This is a genomic window from Streptomyces sp. AK010 (genome assembly GCF_014207295.1).
In the GTDB taxonomy this organism is placed as follows: Bacteria; Actinomycetota; Actinomycetes; order Streptomycetales; family Streptomycetaceae; genus Streptomyces; species Streptomyces massasporeus.
In genome coordinates this window covers 1-14,642 of sequence record NZ_JACHCX010000012.1, presented here as the reverse complement: position 1 = coordinate 14,642, position 14,642 = coordinate 1, and the positions used below count along the sequence as shown (strand labels likewise).

The following is a 14,642-nucleotide window of genomic DNA, read 5'->3' as shown; positions in this document are numbered from 1 at the left end:
CCCCGACCAGGCGGCCGGCCACCGGCGTCAGTTCCCCGCCACCGACTTCACCGCCACCGACACCGGCGCCGACCCGCTGATCAGCTCCAGAGTGAGCCCGGCCGTCGCGGAGGTGTCCACCAGTTCCGCCAGTACGGCGGCCACGTCGTCGCGCGGGATCGGGCCTCGGCCCGTACGAGCCTCCAGGCGGACGAGACCGGTGCCGGCGTCGTCGGTGAGCTGGCCGGGGCGCAGGACCGTCCAGTCCAGGGCATCCAGGCCGCGCACATACGCGTCCGCCTCGCCCTTGGCGCGCAGATAGACGTCGAAGATCTCGTCCCCCTGGTGGCGCGGGTCGGCGCCCATGGACGACACGATCACGAACCGCCGTACGCCCGCCTCCACCGCCGCGTCCGCGAAGAGGATCGCCGCGGCCTTGTCCACCGTGTCCTTGCGGGTCACCCCGCTGCCCGGGCCCGCGCCCGCCGCGAAGACCGCCGCGTCGGCGCCCCTGAGCCGCTCCGCGACCTCGTCCACGGACGCCGACTCGAGGTCGAGCACGATCGGTTCGGCACCGGCCTCCCGCAGATCGGCGGCCTGTTCGGCCTTGCGGATGATCCCCGCAACCTCGTCCCCGCGCGCGGCGAGCAGCCGCTCCAGCCGCAACGCGATCTGACCATGACCACCAGCGATGACAATGCGCATGCCTTCGACCGTACGCCTGGACAGCACCACTCGCCGCACGACTTCACCCACACCACGCCGCAGGCGTTACGGCACTCCGCCCGCTCCCACGCCCGCCGTACCCCCGCCCCTACGGCACGTCACCCCGCCCCACCCCGCCGCAGGCGCTACGGCTCTCTGCCCAAAACGCCGCAGGCCCTCGGCACTCCGGCCCCGTTCCCGCCGCATGCCCTACAGCGCTCCGCCTGCTCCCAGGCCCGCTCCCGCCGCATGCCCTACAGCGCTCCGCCCGCCCCCGCCCCCGCCGTACCCCCGCCCCTACGGCACGTCACCCCGCCCCTGCCGCGGCAGCCCCAGCTCCGGCGAAGCCGCCGAACTGCAGTACTCCCGCACCGCGCTGGTCCGCGCCACCACGCGCCCCTGGTGCACCACGATCCGGCTGTACGCCAGTGACAGCACCCCCGCGAGCCGCTCCCCGCGCACCGCGAGCAACTCGGCCGGGAATCCCGCCTCCACCCGCACCTCGGGCAGCCCCAGCACCGCCCGCGCCGACACGCTGACCGCGTCGTACGCCTCCTCGGGCGGCAAGCCGTAGCGCGAGGCCAGCAAGAAGGCCGCCTCCAGCGGGTCGCCACGCCCCACCGGGTTGGACACGTCCCGCAGTGCACCGCTCCCGGCGGCCACCCGCACCCCGGCCGCGCGCAGCAGCCGTACCGGAGCCGCCCCCCGGCGGTCGACGCCGCCGCAGCCGCCCTGCGGCAGGCACACCACCGCCACTCCGGCCGCCGCGAGTTGGTCGGCCGTCCGCGAGGCCACCTCGGTGGGCAGCCGGCCGAGGTCGCCGCACGGGCTGAGGGTCACGCCGGGACGCAGTCCGCCCGCCATCGCCGCGAGCCGGGCCAGCCGGGCCGGGTCGCCGGCGTCCGTGTGCAGGTCGACCGGGCAGCCGTGCTCCGAGGCCATCTCCAGGATGGCCTCCACGTACCCCGTCGGATCCGGGTCGAGGTCCGGCCGCCCGCCCACCACCGAGGCGCCCATCTTCACCGCGTCCCGCAGCATCGCCAGTCCGTCGGCGCCGGCGACCCCGGTCAGCACCCGGGGCATCGCCACCGTCGTCAGCTCCGCCAGTCCGCGCAGCGACCGCCGCGCCTGCAGCACGGCCGTCAGCGCGCCCAGCCCCTGGACGTCCCCCACGCGTACGTGCGCCCGCATCGCCGTCGCCCCGTGCCCGAGCTGGAGCAGCGCGGCCTCCGTCGCCCGGCGCTGCACGTCCTGTGGTTCGTAGGAGACAGGGCCTTCGGCGTCGGCCGACAGGGCCGTGTCGGCGTGGGCGTGCGGCTCGGCGGGGGCCGGCAGCAGCAGATAGCCGCTGAGGTCCACCCGTGCCCGGCACGTGCGCGTGCCGCCCGCTCCCAGGCTGCCGGCCGTGCCGACCGCCTCGATGCGCCCGCCGCCCAGCCGTACGTCCACGGTCCGGCCGTCGGTGAGCCGCGCTCCGCACAGCAGCAGCGAGGACGGGTCGGCCGGGCCGGGCGAGGACGACGGGGGCGGTGGTGGCTGCGGCCGGCTGTCGGGCATCGCACTCCAGGGGCTCGGGCTGGCGCGGGAGGGCGCGTGATCACGCAGAGTGAGACGAGCCTAGGACGGCCTCCCGTCCGTGGCCGGGAGGAGCGCAATAGTCGTACCGGCGTGGTCCGCTCGCGGGGTGGGAGGCGCCCTACGGGGCTGCCGGGAGGACGGTCCGGGCGTCCGGGGTGGGTGCCTCGAAACGGATTTGGGTGAACGGCGGCGGAGCGTGTAATGTCTTCATCGCTCGCCCCAATAGCTCAGTCGGCAGAGCGTCTCCATGGTAAGGAGAAGGTCAACGGTTCGATTCCGTTTTGGGGCTCTGGTGTGACTGGCTCCCGTCGCGAGACGGGGTCCGGACCACATCAAAGCGGTGTAGCTCAGTCGGTAGAGCAAGCGGCTCATAATCGCTGTGTCACCGGTTCAAGTCCGGTCACCGCTACTGACAGTAGCCGATTGCGGGGTCGGTCCTTCGATCGGCTACTCTTTCTTGCGTTGAACAAGTCCATCCGTTCGTCTTAGGAGCACTCACGTGGCTGCCACCGACGTCCGCCCGAAGATCACGCTGGCCTGCGTGGAGTGCAAGGAGCGGAACTACATCACCAAGAAGAACCGGCGTAACAACCCGGATCGCCTTGAGATGAAGAAGCACTGCCCGCGTTGCAACGCGCACACCGCGCACCGCGAAACGCGATAATTCAGGCTCGTACACGAGGCCGTTCCCGAGAGATCGGGGGCGGCCTCGCGTCGTTGAGGGACCCGTACCGGTCAGTAGAGCTACCAGGAGGTACCGAGCCATGGCGCTCGACCAGTCCTTCGTGGGGCGGACGTACCCGCCCACCGCGCCCTACGAGGTGGGCCGGGAGAAGATCCGTGAGTTCGCCGAGGCGGTCGGGGACGCCAACCCGGCGTACACGGACGCGGAGGCCGCCAAGGCACTCGGTCACCCCGATGTGATCGCCCCGCCGACCTTCGTGTTCGCGATCACCTTCAAGGCCGCCGGTGAGGTCGTCCAGGACCCGCAGCTCGGCCTGGACTACAGCCGCGTGGTGCACGGCGACCAGAAGTTCGCCTACCGCCGCCCGGTCCGCGCCGGTGACCGGCTCACGGTCACCTCGACGATCGAGGCGATCAAGTCCCTCGCGGGCAACGACATCGTGGACATCCGCGGCGAGGTCCACGACGAGGCCGGCGAGCACGTCGTGACCGCCTGGACCAAGCTCGTGGCCCGCGCGGCCGAGGAGGCGTGAGCGACCCCATGACCGCGAAGATCTCCTCCACCGACGTCGAGGTCGGCACCGAACTGCCCGCGCAGACCTTCCCCGTGACCCGCGACACCCTCGTCCGGTACGCGGGAGCCTCCGGCGACTTCAACCCGATCCACTGGAACGAGAAGTTCGCCAAGGAGGTCGGCCTGCCCGACGTCATCGCGCACGGCATGTTCACCATGGCCGAAGCGATCCGCGTCGTCACCGACTGGACGGGCGACCCGGGCGCGGTCGTCGAGTACGGCGTCCGCTTCACCAAGCCCGTCGTCGTCCCGAACGACGGGGAGGGTGCCGTGATCGAGGTGGCCGGCAAGGTCGCCGCCCTGCTCGACGACAACACCGTCCGCGTGGACCTGACCGCGACCTGCGCCGGGCAGAAGGTGCTGGGCATGTCCAGGGCCGTCGTACGACTGGCCTGACACGGCCGCGACACGATGTAAGGGGCGCTCTCTGCTGAGGGGCGCCCCTTACGTGTGGAGTGACTCCCTCTGTGCGTGGCGTGCGCGGGCCGATCGCTCGTTTGACATAGTTAGTGATTGAGCACTAACTTCGAATGCATGGCAAGGATGAGTGCGGAAGAGCGGCGCGAGAGCGTCATCCGGGCCGCGACGACGGAGTTCGCCCGTGGCGGCTACCACGGCACGTCGACCGAGGCGATCGCCCGCCGGGTGGGCGTCTCGCAGCCGTATCTCTTCCGCCTCTTCCCGGGCAAGAAGGCGATCTTCCTGGCGGCGGCCGAGCGGTGCGTCGAGGACACCGTCAGGACGTTCGCGGAGGCGGCCGAGGGGCTGGAGGGTGAAGAGGCCCGCCGTGCCATGGGCGGTGCGTACGTCGAGACCATCTCCGAGCAGCCCGAGCGGCTGATGATGCAGATGCAGATGTACCTCGCCGTGGCGGCCGCTGAGGAGGAAGGGGACCGCGAGTTCGGCGAAGCCGTACGCACGGGCTGGATGCGGCTGTGGGACACCATCCACCTGCCACTCGGTGCCGACGCCCGCGAGACGACGGCCTTCCTCGCCCAGGGCATGCTCATCAACTGTCTGGTGGCCATGGGCTTCCCGGACGATCACCGGGTCTGGGCGGGACTGAACCCGTCGGAGTCCGACAGCTGACACGTCACGGCAAGCAGGCAGGCCTTTTCATGTCCTCGAAAGTTAGTAATCAATAACCAATTGATTACGGCACACTCCATGGGGGAGCGATGTCACAGCGGACCGCACGTCGCGGGGGAGCCGCCTGGGCCCTCGTCATCACCAGCGTCGCCGGATTCATGGCGGCCCTGGACAACCTCGTCGTCACCACCGCCCTGCCCTCCATCCGCGAGGACCTCGGCGGCGGACTGCACGACCTGGAATGGACCGTGAGCGCCTACACGCTCACTTTCGCCGTCCTGCTCATGTTCGGCGCGGCCCTCGGCGACCGCTTCGGCCGCCGCCGGCTGTTCATCGTCGGACTCGCCGTCTTCACCGGAGCCTCCGCCGCCGCGGCCATGGCGCCCGGCATCGACCCCCTCATCGCCGCCCGCGCGATCCAGGGCGTCGGCGCGGCCGTGATGATGCCGCTGACGCTCACTCTGCTGACCGCCGCCGTGCCCGTCGCCAAGCGCGGCATGGCGTACGGCATCTGGGGCGCCGTCAACGGACTCGCCGTCGCCTCCGGGCCGCTCGTCGGCGGCACCCTCACCGAACACATCTCCTGGCAGTGGATCTTCTGGCTGAACGTCCCGCTGGGTCTGGCCCTGCTGCCGCTCGCCCGGCTGCGCCTCACCGAGTCCCACGGCACCGGAGCCCCGCTCGACGTCCCCGGCACCCTGCTCGCCAGCGGCGGCCTGTTCGGCATCGTCTACGGCCTGGTCCGCGGCCCGGCCGACGGCTGGACCGGATCCCTCGTGCTGACGGGCCTGTTCGCGGGCTCCGCGCTGCTCGCCGGCTTCATCCTCTACAGCACCCGCGCCAAGAACCCCATGCTCCCGATGCGGCTGTTCCGCTCCCGTGCCTTCGCCGGCATCAACGCGGCGAGCCTGCTGATGTTCCTCGGCATGTTCGGCTCGATCTTCCTGCTCAGCCAGTACATGCAGGGCGTCCTCGGCTACTCGCCCACCGAGGCGGGCCTCAGGATGCTGCCCTGGACCGGCATGCCGATGCTGGTCGCCCCGATCGCCGGCACTCTGGCCGACCGCATCGGCGGCCGTCCGGTCGTCGCCACGGGCCTCTTCCTGCAGGCCCTGGGCCTCGGCTACATGGCGGTGGTGGCCACGACCGACGCCTCCTACGGCTCGCAGCTGCCCGCCCTGATCGTCAGCGGCATCGGCATGGCGCTGTACTTCGCCCCCGCCTCGCACCTGGTGATGTCCAGCGTGCGGCCGTCGGAGCAGGGCATCGCCTCCGGGGCCAACAACGCGCTGCGCGAGGTGGGCGGGGCGCTCGGCATCGCCGTCATGGCGTCGATCTTCGCCGCCCAGGGCGGCTACGAGACCGGCCAGACCTTCGTCGACGGCATGCGGCCCGCGCTGGTGACGGGCTCCGCGGTGGTCGCCCTCGCCGGCATCGCCGCCCTGCTGATACCGACCCGGCGGCGCACGGAACGGCAGGAGGACCCGGCCGAACAGGCGCCGGTGCTGGAGACGGCCGCCCACTGACCCCGAAGGACCCGAACAAGGAGAAGCGGCATGCCCACCCTTCCCTGGACCGTCCCGAACACCCCGCCCCGCGACACCGAGGTGCACGTCTTCGCCTCCCGCTTCGAGACCCGCACGCTGTGGGGAGCCCTGAAGTTCCTCGCCGGGACGCCCGCCGTCTGGCGGCAGGTCCGCCGCAGCCCCGGCGCCTACGGAGCGACCCTGAAGGCGAAGCCGTTGAAGCGGACCTTCTGGACCCTGTCCGCCTGGGAGTCCAAGGACGCGCTCCACGCCTTCGTCCGCGCGGGCGCCCACGGCCCCTCCTCACGGGGCCTCGCCCCGCAGATGAAGGACTCGGCCTTCACCACCTGGCAGGCGAGCAGCGAGGACCTCCCGATCTCCTGGTCCGAGGCACTCCGCCGGCTGCCCTGACAGCCCACCACGCGCGCGTGCGGCCCCACTTCCCTTGGGGAGCGGGGCCGCACACACGTGTGCCCGGCCCTGTCGGTGCCGTCTCGTACTCTTGAGCCCGTGCAGGAACTCCACGACGCCCCCCTCGCCCCGCTGACGACCTTCCGGCTGGGCGGCCCCGCGACCCGGCTGGTCACCGCGACGACGGACGACGAGGTGATCGCCGCCGTCCGGGAAGCCGACGAGGCGGGCACCCCGCTGCTGCTCATCGGCGGCGGCTCGAACCTGGTCATCGGCGACAAGGGCTTCGAGGGCACCGCCCTCGTCCTCGCCACCAAGGGCTACTCCCTCGACGGCACGAACCTGGAGCTCGCGGCCGGCGAGGTCTGGACCGACGCCGTCGCCCGCACGGTCGAGGCGGGCCTGGCCGGCATCGAGTGCCTGGCCGGCATCCCCGGCTCGGCGGGCGCGACCCCCATCCAGAACGTCGGGGCGTACGGCCAGGAGGTCTCTTCGACGATCACCGAGGTCGTCGCCTACGACCGCCGCACCGGCGACACGGTCACCCTGGCCAACGAGGACTGCGCCTTCTCCTACCGCCACAGCCGCTTCAAGTCCGACCCCGAGCGCTACGTGGTCCTGCGCGTGCGCTTCTCCCTCGAGGACGCCGAGGGACTCTCCGCGCCCCTCCGCTACGCCGAGACGGCCCGGGCCCTCGGGGTGGAAGCGGGCGACCGCGTCCCCCTCGCCTCGGCCCGCGAGACGGTGCTCAAGCTGCGTGCCGGCAAGGGCATGGTCCTCGACCCCGAGGACCACGACACCTGGTCGGCCGGCTCCTTCTTCACCAACCCGATCCTCACGGACACGGACTTCGCGGCGTTCCGCGCCCGCGTGCGTGAGCGGCTCGGCGACGGGGTGGAGCCTCCCGCGTACCCGGCCGGTGAGGGCCGCACCAAGACCTCCGCGGCCTGGCTGATCGACAAGTCCGGCTTCACCAAGGGCTACGGCGACGGTCCGGCCCGCATCTCCACGAAGCACACGTTGGCGCTCACGAACCGGGGGAGTGCGACCACCGAGGATCTCCTCGCCCTGGCCCGCGAGGTCGTGGCCGGAGTCCGCGAGGCCTTCGGAATCACCCTGGTCAACGAGCCGGTGACGGTCGGAGTCAGCCTGTAGGCACCCGGCGCCGCTGCCGGGGCCGGGTGGGTCCGCGCCCCGGCGTCCCAAGGTGCCGCTGCGTCGGTGCTGGGGGCGGGTGGGTCCGCAGCCCGGCGTAGCGGGGTGCCGCTGCGCCCACCCTCCCCCAAGCTCTCGGCTCCGCTCGAGCAGGGGGACCCCCATCGCCCCCAGCGGCACGCATGCCCGCAGCTAAGCGCTCCCGCACCCGCCGGACCACGTAAGGGGCCGTGTCGGGGGGTGTCCGCCCGCAGCGGTTGGCGCGTCGACGGACAGTCAGTCGGTATGACACCCCATCGCGCCGTTCCGAGGACGGACACCCCCCGGCGCGGCCCCGACCCACCACCCGGCGCAGGCGAGGACACGAGCTACGACGCCAACCAGTCGTCCACCCCCGCCAGCAGCTTCGTCTTCACATCCTCCGGCGCCGCCGACCCCCGCACCGACTGCCGAGCCACCTCCGCCAGCTCCGCATCCGTGAACCCGTGATACCGCCGCGCGATCTCGTACTGCGCGGCAAGACGCGACCCGAACAGCAACGGATCGTCCGCGCCCAGCGCCAACGGCACCCCCGCCTCGAACAGCGTCCGCAGCGGCACGTCCTCCGGCTTCTCGTACACCCCCAGCGCCACGTTCGACGCCGGACACACCTCGCACGTCACCTGCCGGTCCGCCAGCCGCTTCATCAGCCGCGGATCCTCCGCCGCCCGCACCCCGTGCCCCACCCGGTTCGCCCCCAGGTCGTCCAGGCAGTCCCGCACCGACGACGGCCCCGCGAGCTCACCCCCGTGCGGCGCCGACAGCAACCCGGCCTCACGCGCGATCCCGAACGCCCGGTCGAAGTCCCGCGCCATCCCCCGACGCTCGTCGTTCGACAGCCCGAACCCGACGACCCCCCGGTCCGCGTATCTCGTCGCCAGCCGCGCCAGCGTCCGCGCGTCCAGCGGATGCTTCATCCGGTTCGCCGCGACGAGCACCCGCATCCCGAGCCCGGTCTCCCGCGACGTCGTCTCCACCGCGTCCAGGATGATCTCCAGCGCCGGGATCAGCCCGCCCAGCCGCGGCGCGTACGACGTCGGGTCGACCTGGATCTCCAGCCACCCCGACCCGTCCCGCACGTCCTCCTCCGCGGCCTCCCGCACCAGCCGCTGGATGTCCTCCGGCTCCCGCAGGCACGAGCGCGCCGCGTCGTACAGCCGCTGGAAGCGGAACCAACCCCGCTCGTCCGTCGCCCGCAGACTCGGTGGCTCCCCGCCGACCAGGGCCTCGGTCAGCGCGTCGGGCAACCGCACCCCGTGCTTGTCGGCCAGTTCCAGCACGGTCGAGGGGCGCATCGACCCGGTGAAGTGCAGGTGCAGATGGGCTTTCGGCAGTTCAGAGACATCACGTTCACGCTCCATCCCAGGATCCTGCCGTATGCCTCAGCAGTCCCGACAGCGTTTTCCCCGAACGTGGTCTTGCTCGCACGCGCACACGACAACACGCGCACACGACAAAGCGGGCCGCTCCCCGCAAGGGGAACGGCCCGCCCACCACCTCACGTGAGGTGCAGGTCAGTCCCGCGCCTCCGCCAGCAGCTTCTGGATCCGGCTCACACCCTCGACCAGATCCTCGTCACCCAGCGCGTACGACAGCCGCAGGTACCCGGGCGTACCGAACGCCTCACCCGGCACCACCGCGACCTCGGACTCCTCCAGGATCAGCGCGGCGAGCTCGACCGTGTCCTTGGGCCGACGCCCCCGGATCTCCTTGCCGACCAGGGCCTTCACCGACGGGTAGGCGTAGAACGCACCCTCCGGCTCCGGGCACACCACGCCGTCGATCTCGTTCAGCATCCGCACGATGGTCTTGCGCCGCCGGTCGAACGCCTCACGCATCTTCGCGACGGCGTCCAGCTCACCGGAGACGGCGGCCAGCGCGGCCGCCTGGGCGACGTTAGACACGTTCGACGTGGCGTGCGACTGCAGGTTGGTCGCCGCCTTGACGACGTCCTTCGGGCCGATGATCCACCCGACACGCCAGCCGGTCATCGCGTACGTCTTCGCGACACCGTTGACGACGACGCACTTGTCGCGCAGCTCCGGCAGCACCGCCGGCAGCGACACGGCGGAGGCGCCGCCGTAGACGAGGTGCTCGTAGATCTCGTCGGTCATCACCCACAGGCCGTGCTCGACGGCCCAGCGGCCGATGGCCTCGGTCTCCTGCTCGCTGTAGACCGCGCCGGTCGGGTTGGACGGGGAGACGAAGAGGACGACCTTCGTCTTCTCCGTGCGCGCCGCCTCCAGCTGCTCGACGGACACCCGGTAGCCGGTCGTCTCGTCGGCGACGACCTCCACCGGGACACCCCCGGCCAGCCGGATCGACTCCGGGTACGTCGTCCAGTACGGCGCGGGCACGATGACCTCGTCGCCCGGGTCGAGGATCGCGGCGAAGGCCTCGTAGATGGCCTGCTTGCCACCGTTGGTGACCAGGATCTGCGACACGTCGGGCTCGTAGCCGGAGTCCCGCAGGGTCTTCGCGGCGATGGCGGCCTTCAGCTCGGGCAGGCCGCCGGCCGGCGTGTAGCGGTGGAACTTCGGGTTCTTGCAGGCCTCGATCGCGGCCTCGACGATGTAGTCCGGGGTGGGGAAGTCCGGTTCACCGGCGCCGAAGCCGATCACCGGCCGCCCCGCGGCCTTGAGGGCCTTGGCCTTGGCGTCCACGGCGAGGGTGGCGGACTCGGAGATCGCGCCGACTCGGGCGGAGACCCGGCGCTCGGTGGGAGGGGTTGCAGCGCTCATGGGCCCCATCGTTTCAGACCGGAAACGCGCGCGGCACGGGGGTTTCACAGACTGAACAACGTCGGGCAAACCCTTGAACAACAGTGCGGATCACCCGCACGGCCTGGGCGATCTTCAGCGCATTCGCGTCATCCCGCCCCCGGTTCCGGACGCGATCTTGCGCCAACGAGCCCTGCCGCGGGCCCTTTCTGTTCGACGACCGGCCGCCGAGCACGTACACTCTCACCTCGTTGGCCTTCAGCAGGCCGCGCCCGTTCGGTGCACACCACGCATCCGGATGGATGCGGTACGTTGGGGGACACACAAAGGGTCGTAGCTCAATTGGTAGAGCACTGGTCTCCAAAACCAGCGGTTGGGGGTTCAAGTCCCTCCGGCCCTGCTACACACACCTTCGCCAGGATGTGTGCGCATGTACGTACAGCAATGCACCGCCGTGCGGCTCAGACCGGGCGCGGCACGGCCACGACCCGGAATCAGGTGAGGACGAGTGACGGACGCCGTGGGCTCCATCGACATGCCTGATGCCCAGGACGAGGCGCCGGAGTCCAAGAAGACTCGCAAGGGCGGCAAGCGCGGCAAGAAGGGCCCGCTGAAGCGGCTCGCCCTCTTCTACCGTCAGATCGTCGCGGAACTGCGCAAGGTCGTCTGGCCGACGCGCAATCAGCTGACGACCTACACGACCGTGGTGATCGTCTTCGTCGTCATCATGATCGGCCTGGTCACCGTGATTGACTATGGGCTCAGCAACGCCGCCAAGTACGTGTTCGGCTGAGCAGTCCGCGAAGAGCGCCGAGGTACCCGGCGCTCCTTTCGCATGTTCCACCCCCATGTATCCAGGAAGAAGCAGCCACCGTGTCTGACCCGAACGTGAACGACGCCATCGAGCCTGTCGAGTCCGTCGAGGACGAGCTCGACATCGTCGAGGGTGCGGACAGCGAGGACACCGAGGCCTCCGCCGAGGTCGAGGCTGCCGACGCCGTCGCGGACGACGCCGCCGAGGCGGAGACCGAGGACGCCGAAGAGGCCGCGGAAGAACTCGAGGAAGAGCCCGAGGACGACCGCGACCCGATCGAGAAGCTCCGCGAGGAACTGCGGGTCCTGCCCGGCGAGTGGTACGTCATCCACACCTACGCCGGCTACGAGAACCGCGTGAAGACCAACCTGGAGCAGCGCGCCGTCTCGCTGAACGTCGAGGACTACATCTTCCAGGCCGAGGTGCCGCAGGAAGAGGTCGTCCAGATCAAGAACGGCGACCGCAAGACGATCAAGCAGAACAAGCTTCCGGGCTACGTCCTCGTCCGTATGGACCTGACGAACGAGTCCTGGGGTGTCGTCCGCAACACCCCCGGCGTCACCGGCTTCGTGGGCAACGCCTACGACCCGTACCCGCTGACCCTGGACGAGATCGTCAAGATGCTCGCCCCCGAGGCCGAGGAGAAGGCCGCCCGCGAGGCCGCCGAGGCCGAGGGCAAGCCGGCTCCGCAGCGCAAGGTCGAGGTCCAGGTGCTGGACTTCGAGGTCGGCGACTCGGTCACCGTCACCGACGGTCCGTTCGCCACGCTGCAGGCGACCATCAACGAGATCAACCCGGACTCGAAGAAGGTCAAGGGGCTCGTGGAGATCTTCGGCCGCGAGACGCCGGTCGAGCTCTCCTTCGACCAGATCCAGAAGAACTGACTTCCGGACTCACCGCTTCCGTGCAGGTCAGGCGATCGCTCCGGCGCTTGCCTGACCTGCACGGTTTTTGGCCGCGCATCTATACCCGTTATCGTTGTGCGGTATGCCTGCGTCCGGGTGGTCCCCGTACGCAGGCAGGACCCGAATCGAAAGGACCCGGAGAGCTATGCCTCCCAAGAAGAAGAAGGTCACGGGGCTCATCAAGCTCCAGATCCAGGCCGGTGCCGCCAACCCGGCCCCGCCGGTCGGCCCCGCGCTGGGCCAGCACGGCGTGAACATCATGGAGTTCTGCAAGGCCTACAACGCCGCGACCGAGTCGCAGCGTGGCTGGGTGATCCCGGTGGAGATCACGGTCTACGAGGACCGTTCCTTCACCTTCATCACCAAGACGCCGCCGGCCGCGAAGATGATCCTGAAGGCCGCGGGCATCGAGAAGGGCTCCGGCGAGCCGCACAAGACCAAGGTCGCGAAGATCACGCGTGACCAGGTCCGTGAGATCGCCACGACCAAGATGCCCGACCTCAACGCCAACGACCTGGACGCCGCCGAGAAGATCATCGCCGGCACCGCCCGCTCCATGGGCGTCACGGTCGAGGGCTGAGCCCCAACCACCACCAGCAGTAGTGGCGGGGCCTGCTCGGCCCGGACCACGACTCCTAAGAATCCACAGGAGCAGTAGTGAGCAAGCGCAGCAAGTCCCTTCGCGCTGCGGACGCCAAGGTCGACCGGGAGAAGCTCTACGCCCCGCTCGAGGCCGTCCGTCTCGCCAAGGAGACCTCCACGACCAAGTTCGACGGCACCGTCGAGGTCGCCTTCCGCCTGGGTGTCGACCCGCGCAAGGCCGACCAGATGGTCCGTGGCACCGTGAACCTTCCGCACGGCACCGGTAAGACCGCCCGGGTCCTGGTCTTCGCGACCGGTGACCGTGCCGAGGCCGCACGTGCCGCGGGCGCCGACATCGTCGGCGCCGACGAGCTGATCGACGAGGTGTCGAAGGGCCGTCTGGACTTCGACGCCGTCGTCGCCACCCCGGACCTCATGGGCAAGGTCGGCCGCCTCGGCCGGGTGCTCGGTCCGCGTGGTCTGATGCCGAACCCGAAGACCGGTACCGTCACCCCCGACGTCACCAAGGCCGTCACCGAGATCAAGGGCGGCAAGATCGAGTTCCGCGTCGACAAGCACGCGAACCTGCACTTCATCATCGGCAAGACGTCGTTCGACGACACCAAGCTGGTGGAGAACTACGGCGCGGCCCTGGAGGAGATCCTCCGCCTGAAGCCGTCCGCCGCCAAGGGGCGCTACATCAAGAAGGCCGCCATCAGCACCACGATGGGCCCCGGCATTCCGGTCGACTCCAACCGCACCCGCAACCTCCTCGTCGAGGAGGACCCGGCTGCGGTCTGAGCCTGACGGCTCACCCAACCGGTCACGGGCCCCGCACCTCTTACAGGTGCGGGGCCCGTTCCCTTTTCCGGTACGGACGCCGGTGGCCTGGGTTAACGTGCGGGAACCGGATGCGAACGGGGGGACGTATGCAGGGCTCGACCGTGCGCCGCGTGGGCCTGGTGCTCGCGGTGGCGACCGCGCTGACGGGGGTGGCCGCCTGCACGTCCCAGGACTCCCCGGACGGCGCCGGCCAGGACGACCGGGCCCCGCACGGGCGCACCCTCGCGGCCCTGCGCTCAGCCGAGCGCGCCACCGAGCACGCCGAGTCCGCCCGGGTCGAGTCCACGACCACCATGGGCTCGCTGATGTCCATGACCGCCGACGGCACCCTCGGCTGGAAGGACGGCATCACCGGCACCCTCACCATCACGTACACCGGCGGCACCGTGGCCGACACCATGCGCCGGCTCGGCACCACCTCGATGGAGGCCCGCTATCTGCCCGACGCGTACTACGCGCGCATGGGCGAGAAGTTCGCCGAGAAGGCGGGCGGCAAGCGGTGGATCCGGTACGCCTACGACGACCTCGAAGCCCTGGCCGGCGGCTCGGGCGGCCACCTCGGTGACCGGATGCGCAGCACCACGCCCAACCAGTCCGTGAAGCTCCTGCTGTCCTCCGGCGATGTCAGGAAGGTCGGCGAGGAGACCGTGCGCGGCCGGTCGGCCATGCACTGGTCCGGCACCGTGGCGGCGGCCGACATCGCCGACGCCGGCCTGCGCAAGCAGCTCAGCGAGGCCGGTGTGACCACCGAGACCGTCGACATCTGGATCGACGAGCGGAACCTGCTGGTGAAGAAGGTCGAGAAGGCACGGACGGCCACGGGCGTGATGACCCAGACGGCGCACTACGCCGACTACGGTGCGAAGGTCCGGGCCGAGCGCCCCCCGCGGTCCGACACCGGGGACTTCGAGGACCTGATGCGCAAGCAGACCGGCACGCCCTGAGAGGGCGTTTGATGTAGCCGAATTGCCCTTTAAGTTCTAGTAAGTTCCTCGCCAGGTTGGCGTGGTCTCGTCCGTTATGCGCTTGGCGAGGTTG

16 protein-coding genes and 3 tRNA genes are annotated in these 14,642 nt (G+C 70.5%); 15 read left to right on the top strand and 4 right to left on the bottom strand.

Annotation, left to right across the window (positions count from 1 at the left end; genetic code table 11):
• Positions 1-27: 27 nt before the first annotated feature.
• Positions 28-684: an NAD(P)H-binding protein gene (locus tag HDC93_RS22535; RefSeq protein ID WP_185012674.1), complete on the bottom strand. Its 657-nt coding sequence runs from the start codon at positions 682-684 to the stop codon at positions 28-30.
• A 297-nt stretch (positions 685-981) separates the two neighbouring features.
• Positions 982-2,241 (bottom strand): amidohydrolase family protein, encoded by a 1,260-nt coding sequence (locus tag HDC93_RS22530; protein ID WP_185012673.1) that lies wholly within the window; start codon positions 2,239-2,241, stop codon positions 982-984.
• A 237-nt stretch (positions 2,242-2,478) separates the two neighbouring features.
• Here HDC93_RS22530 and HDC93_RS22525 point away from each other — a divergent pair.
• The 9 genes from HDC93_RS22525 to HDC93_RS22485 all read left to right on the top strand — a co-directional run bounded on the left by HDC93_RS22525 (position 2,479) and on the right by HDC93_RS22485 (position 7,701).
• Positions 2,479-2,551, top strand: a tRNA-Thr gene (locus HDC93_RS22525).
• Positions 2,552-2,598: 47 nt separating this feature from the next.
• Positions 2,599-2,671 (top strand) — tRNA-Met (locus HDC93_RS22520).
• Between the two features lie 90 nt (positions 2,672-2,761).
• On the top strand, positions 2,762-2,926 hold the full coding sequence (gene rpmG, locus HDC93_RS22515) for a 50S ribosomal protein L33 (protein ID WP_003948671.1): 165 nt from the start codon (positions 2,762-2,764) through the stop codon (positions 2,924-2,926).
• A 100-nt stretch (positions 2,927-3,026) separates the two neighbouring features.
• A complete protein-coding gene (locus HDC93_RS22510; RefSeq protein WP_030839763.1) occupies positions 3,027-3,479 on the top strand; it encodes a MaoC family dehydratase N-terminal domain-containing protein in 453 nt (150 codons plus the stop codon).
• 8 nt (positions 3,480-3,487) lie between these two features.
• Complete coding sequence (locus HDC93_RS22505) at positions 3,488-3,916, top strand: MaoC family dehydratase (RefSeq protein WP_185012845.1); 429 nt, start codon at positions 3,488-3,490, stop codon at positions 3,914-3,916.
• 138 nt (positions 3,917-4,054) lie between these two features.
• Entirely contained in the window at positions 4,055-4,609 is a 555-nt protein-coding gene (locus HDC93_RS22500; RefSeq protein ID WP_185012672.1) for a TetR/AcrR family transcriptional regulator, read from the top strand.
• An 89-nt stretch (positions 4,610-4,698) separates the two neighbouring features.
• Complete coding sequence (locus tag HDC93_RS22495) at positions 4,699-6,135, top strand: MFS transporter (protein WP_185012671.1); 1,437 nt, start codon at positions 4,699-4,701, stop codon at positions 6,133-6,135.
• Positions 6,136-6,165: 30 nt separating this feature from the next.
• Positions 6,166-6,546, top strand: a complete 381-nt coding sequence (locus HDC93_RS22490; RefSeq protein WP_185012670.1) for a DUF3291 domain-containing protein — start codon at positions 6,166-6,168, stop codon at positions 6,544-6,546.
• 99 nt (positions 6,547-6,645) lie between these two features.
• Positions 6,646-7,701, top strand: coding sequence for a UDP-N-acetylmuramate dehydrogenase (locus tag HDC93_RS22485; protein WP_185012669.1), 1,056 nt, complete (start codon positions 6,646-6,648; stop codon positions 7,699-7,701).
• A gap of 368 nt (positions 7,702-8,069) precedes the next feature.
• Here the strand turns inward: HDC93_RS22485 and HDC93_RS22480 are convergent, their stop codons facing one another.
• Both HDC93_RS22480 and HDC93_RS22475 read right to left on the bottom strand, forming a co-directional pair.
• Entirely contained in the window at positions 8,070-9,101 is a 1,032-nt protein-coding gene (locus tag HDC93_RS22480) for an adenosine deaminase (RefSeq protein WP_185012668.1), read from the bottom strand.
• A 153-nt stretch (positions 9,102-9,254) separates the two neighbouring features.
• On the bottom strand, positions 9,255-10,481 hold the full coding sequence (locus HDC93_RS22475) for a pyridoxal phosphate-dependent aminotransferase (RefSeq protein ID WP_031102574.1): 1,227 nt from the start codon (positions 10,479-10,481) through the stop codon (positions 9,255-9,257).
• A 306-nt stretch (positions 10,482-10,787) separates the two neighbouring features.
• On the opposite strand from HDC93_RS22475, the gene HDC93_RS22470 reads away from it, so the two are divergent.
• The 6 genes from HDC93_RS22470 to HDC93_RS22445 all read left to right on the top strand — a co-directional run bounded on the left by HDC93_RS22470 (position 10,788) and on the right by HDC93_RS22445 (position 14,548).
• Positions 10,788-10,860, top strand: a tRNA-Trp gene (locus HDC93_RS22470).
• Positions 10,861-10,968: 108 nt separating this feature from the next.
• The gene (secE, locus tag HDC93_RS22465) at positions 10,969-11,253 is read left to right on the top strand and encodes a preprotein translocase subunit SecE (protein ID WP_185012667.1); all 285 of its coding nucleotides are present in this window, start codon (positions 10,969-10,971) and stop codon (positions 11,251-11,253) included.
• An 80-nt stretch (positions 11,254-11,333) separates the two neighbouring features.
• Positions 11,334-12,158 carry a transcription termination/antitermination protein NusG gene (nusG, locus tag HDC93_RS22460; protein WP_185012666.1) on the top strand — a complete coding sequence of 275 codons (825 nt, stop codon included), beginning with the start codon at positions 11,334-11,336 and terminating at the stop codon, positions 12,156-12,158.
• A gap of 166 nt (positions 12,159-12,324) precedes the next feature.
• A complete protein-coding gene (gene rplK, locus HDC93_RS22455; protein WP_003992325.1) occupies positions 12,325-12,759 on the top strand; it encodes a 50S ribosomal protein L11 in 435 nt (144 codons plus the stop codon).
• Positions 12,760-12,836: 77 nt separating this feature from the next.
• On the top strand, positions 12,837-13,562 hold the full coding sequence (gene rplA, locus HDC93_RS22450; protein ID WP_031102571.1) for a 50S ribosomal protein L1: 726 nt from the start codon (positions 12,837-12,839) through the stop codon (positions 13,560-13,562).
• Positions 13,563-13,690: 128 nt separating this feature from the next.
• Positions 13,691-14,548 (top strand): hypothetical protein, encoded by an 858-nt coding sequence (locus tag HDC93_RS22445; protein ID WP_185012665.1) that lies wholly within the window; start codon positions 13,691-13,693, stop codon positions 14,546-14,548.
• Positions 14,549-14,642: the final 94 nt, after the last annotated feature.

Excerpts from the sequence above, each read along its gene's own strand:
- HDC93_RS22510 (WP_030839763.1), top strand. The coding sequence starts at position 3,027 with ATGGCGCTCGACCAGTCCTTCGTGGGGCGGACGTACCCGCCCACCGCG.
- HDC93_RS22530 (WP_185012673.1), bottom strand. The coding sequence starts at position 2,241 with ATGCCCGACAGCCGGCCGCAGCCACCACCGCCCCCGTCGTCCTCGCCC.
- HDC93_RS22535 (WP_185012674.1), bottom strand. The coding sequence starts at position 684 with ATGCGCATTGTCATCGCTGGTGGTCATGGTCAGATCGCGTTGCGGCTG.
- HDC93_RS22475 (WP_031102574.1), bottom strand. The coding sequence starts at position 10,481 with ATGAGCGCTGCAACCCCTCCCACCGAGCGCCGGGTCTCCGCCCGAGTC.
- HDC93_RS22445 (WP_185012665.1), top strand. The coding sequence starts at position 13,691 with ATGCAGGGCTCGACCGTGCGCCGCGTGGGCCTGGTGCTCGCGGTGGCG.
- HDC93_RS22505 (WP_185012845.1), top strand. The coding sequence starts at position 3,488 with ATGACCGCGAAGATCTCCTCCACCGACGTCGAGGTCGGCACCGAACTG.
- rplK (WP_003992325.1), top strand. The coding sequence starts at position 12,325 with ATGCCTCCCAAGAAGAAGAAGGTCACGGGGCTCATCAAGCTCCAGATC.
- HDC93_RS22495 (WP_185012671.1), top strand. The coding sequence starts at position 4,699 with ATGTCACAGCGGACCGCACGTCGCGGGGGAGCCGCCTGGGCCCTCGTC.
- HDC93_RS22490 (WP_185012670.1), top strand. The coding sequence starts at position 6,166 with ATGCCCACCCTTCCCTGGACCGTCCCGAACACCCCGCCCCGCGACACC.
- HDC93_RS22500 (WP_185012672.1), top strand. The coding sequence starts at position 4,055 with ATGGCAAGGATGAGTGCGGAAGAGCGGCGCGAGAGCGTCATCCGGGCC.
- HDC93_RS22480 (WP_185012668.1), bottom strand. The coding sequence starts at position 9,101 with ATGGAGCGTGAACGTGATGTCTCTGAACTGCCGAAAGCCCATCTGCAC.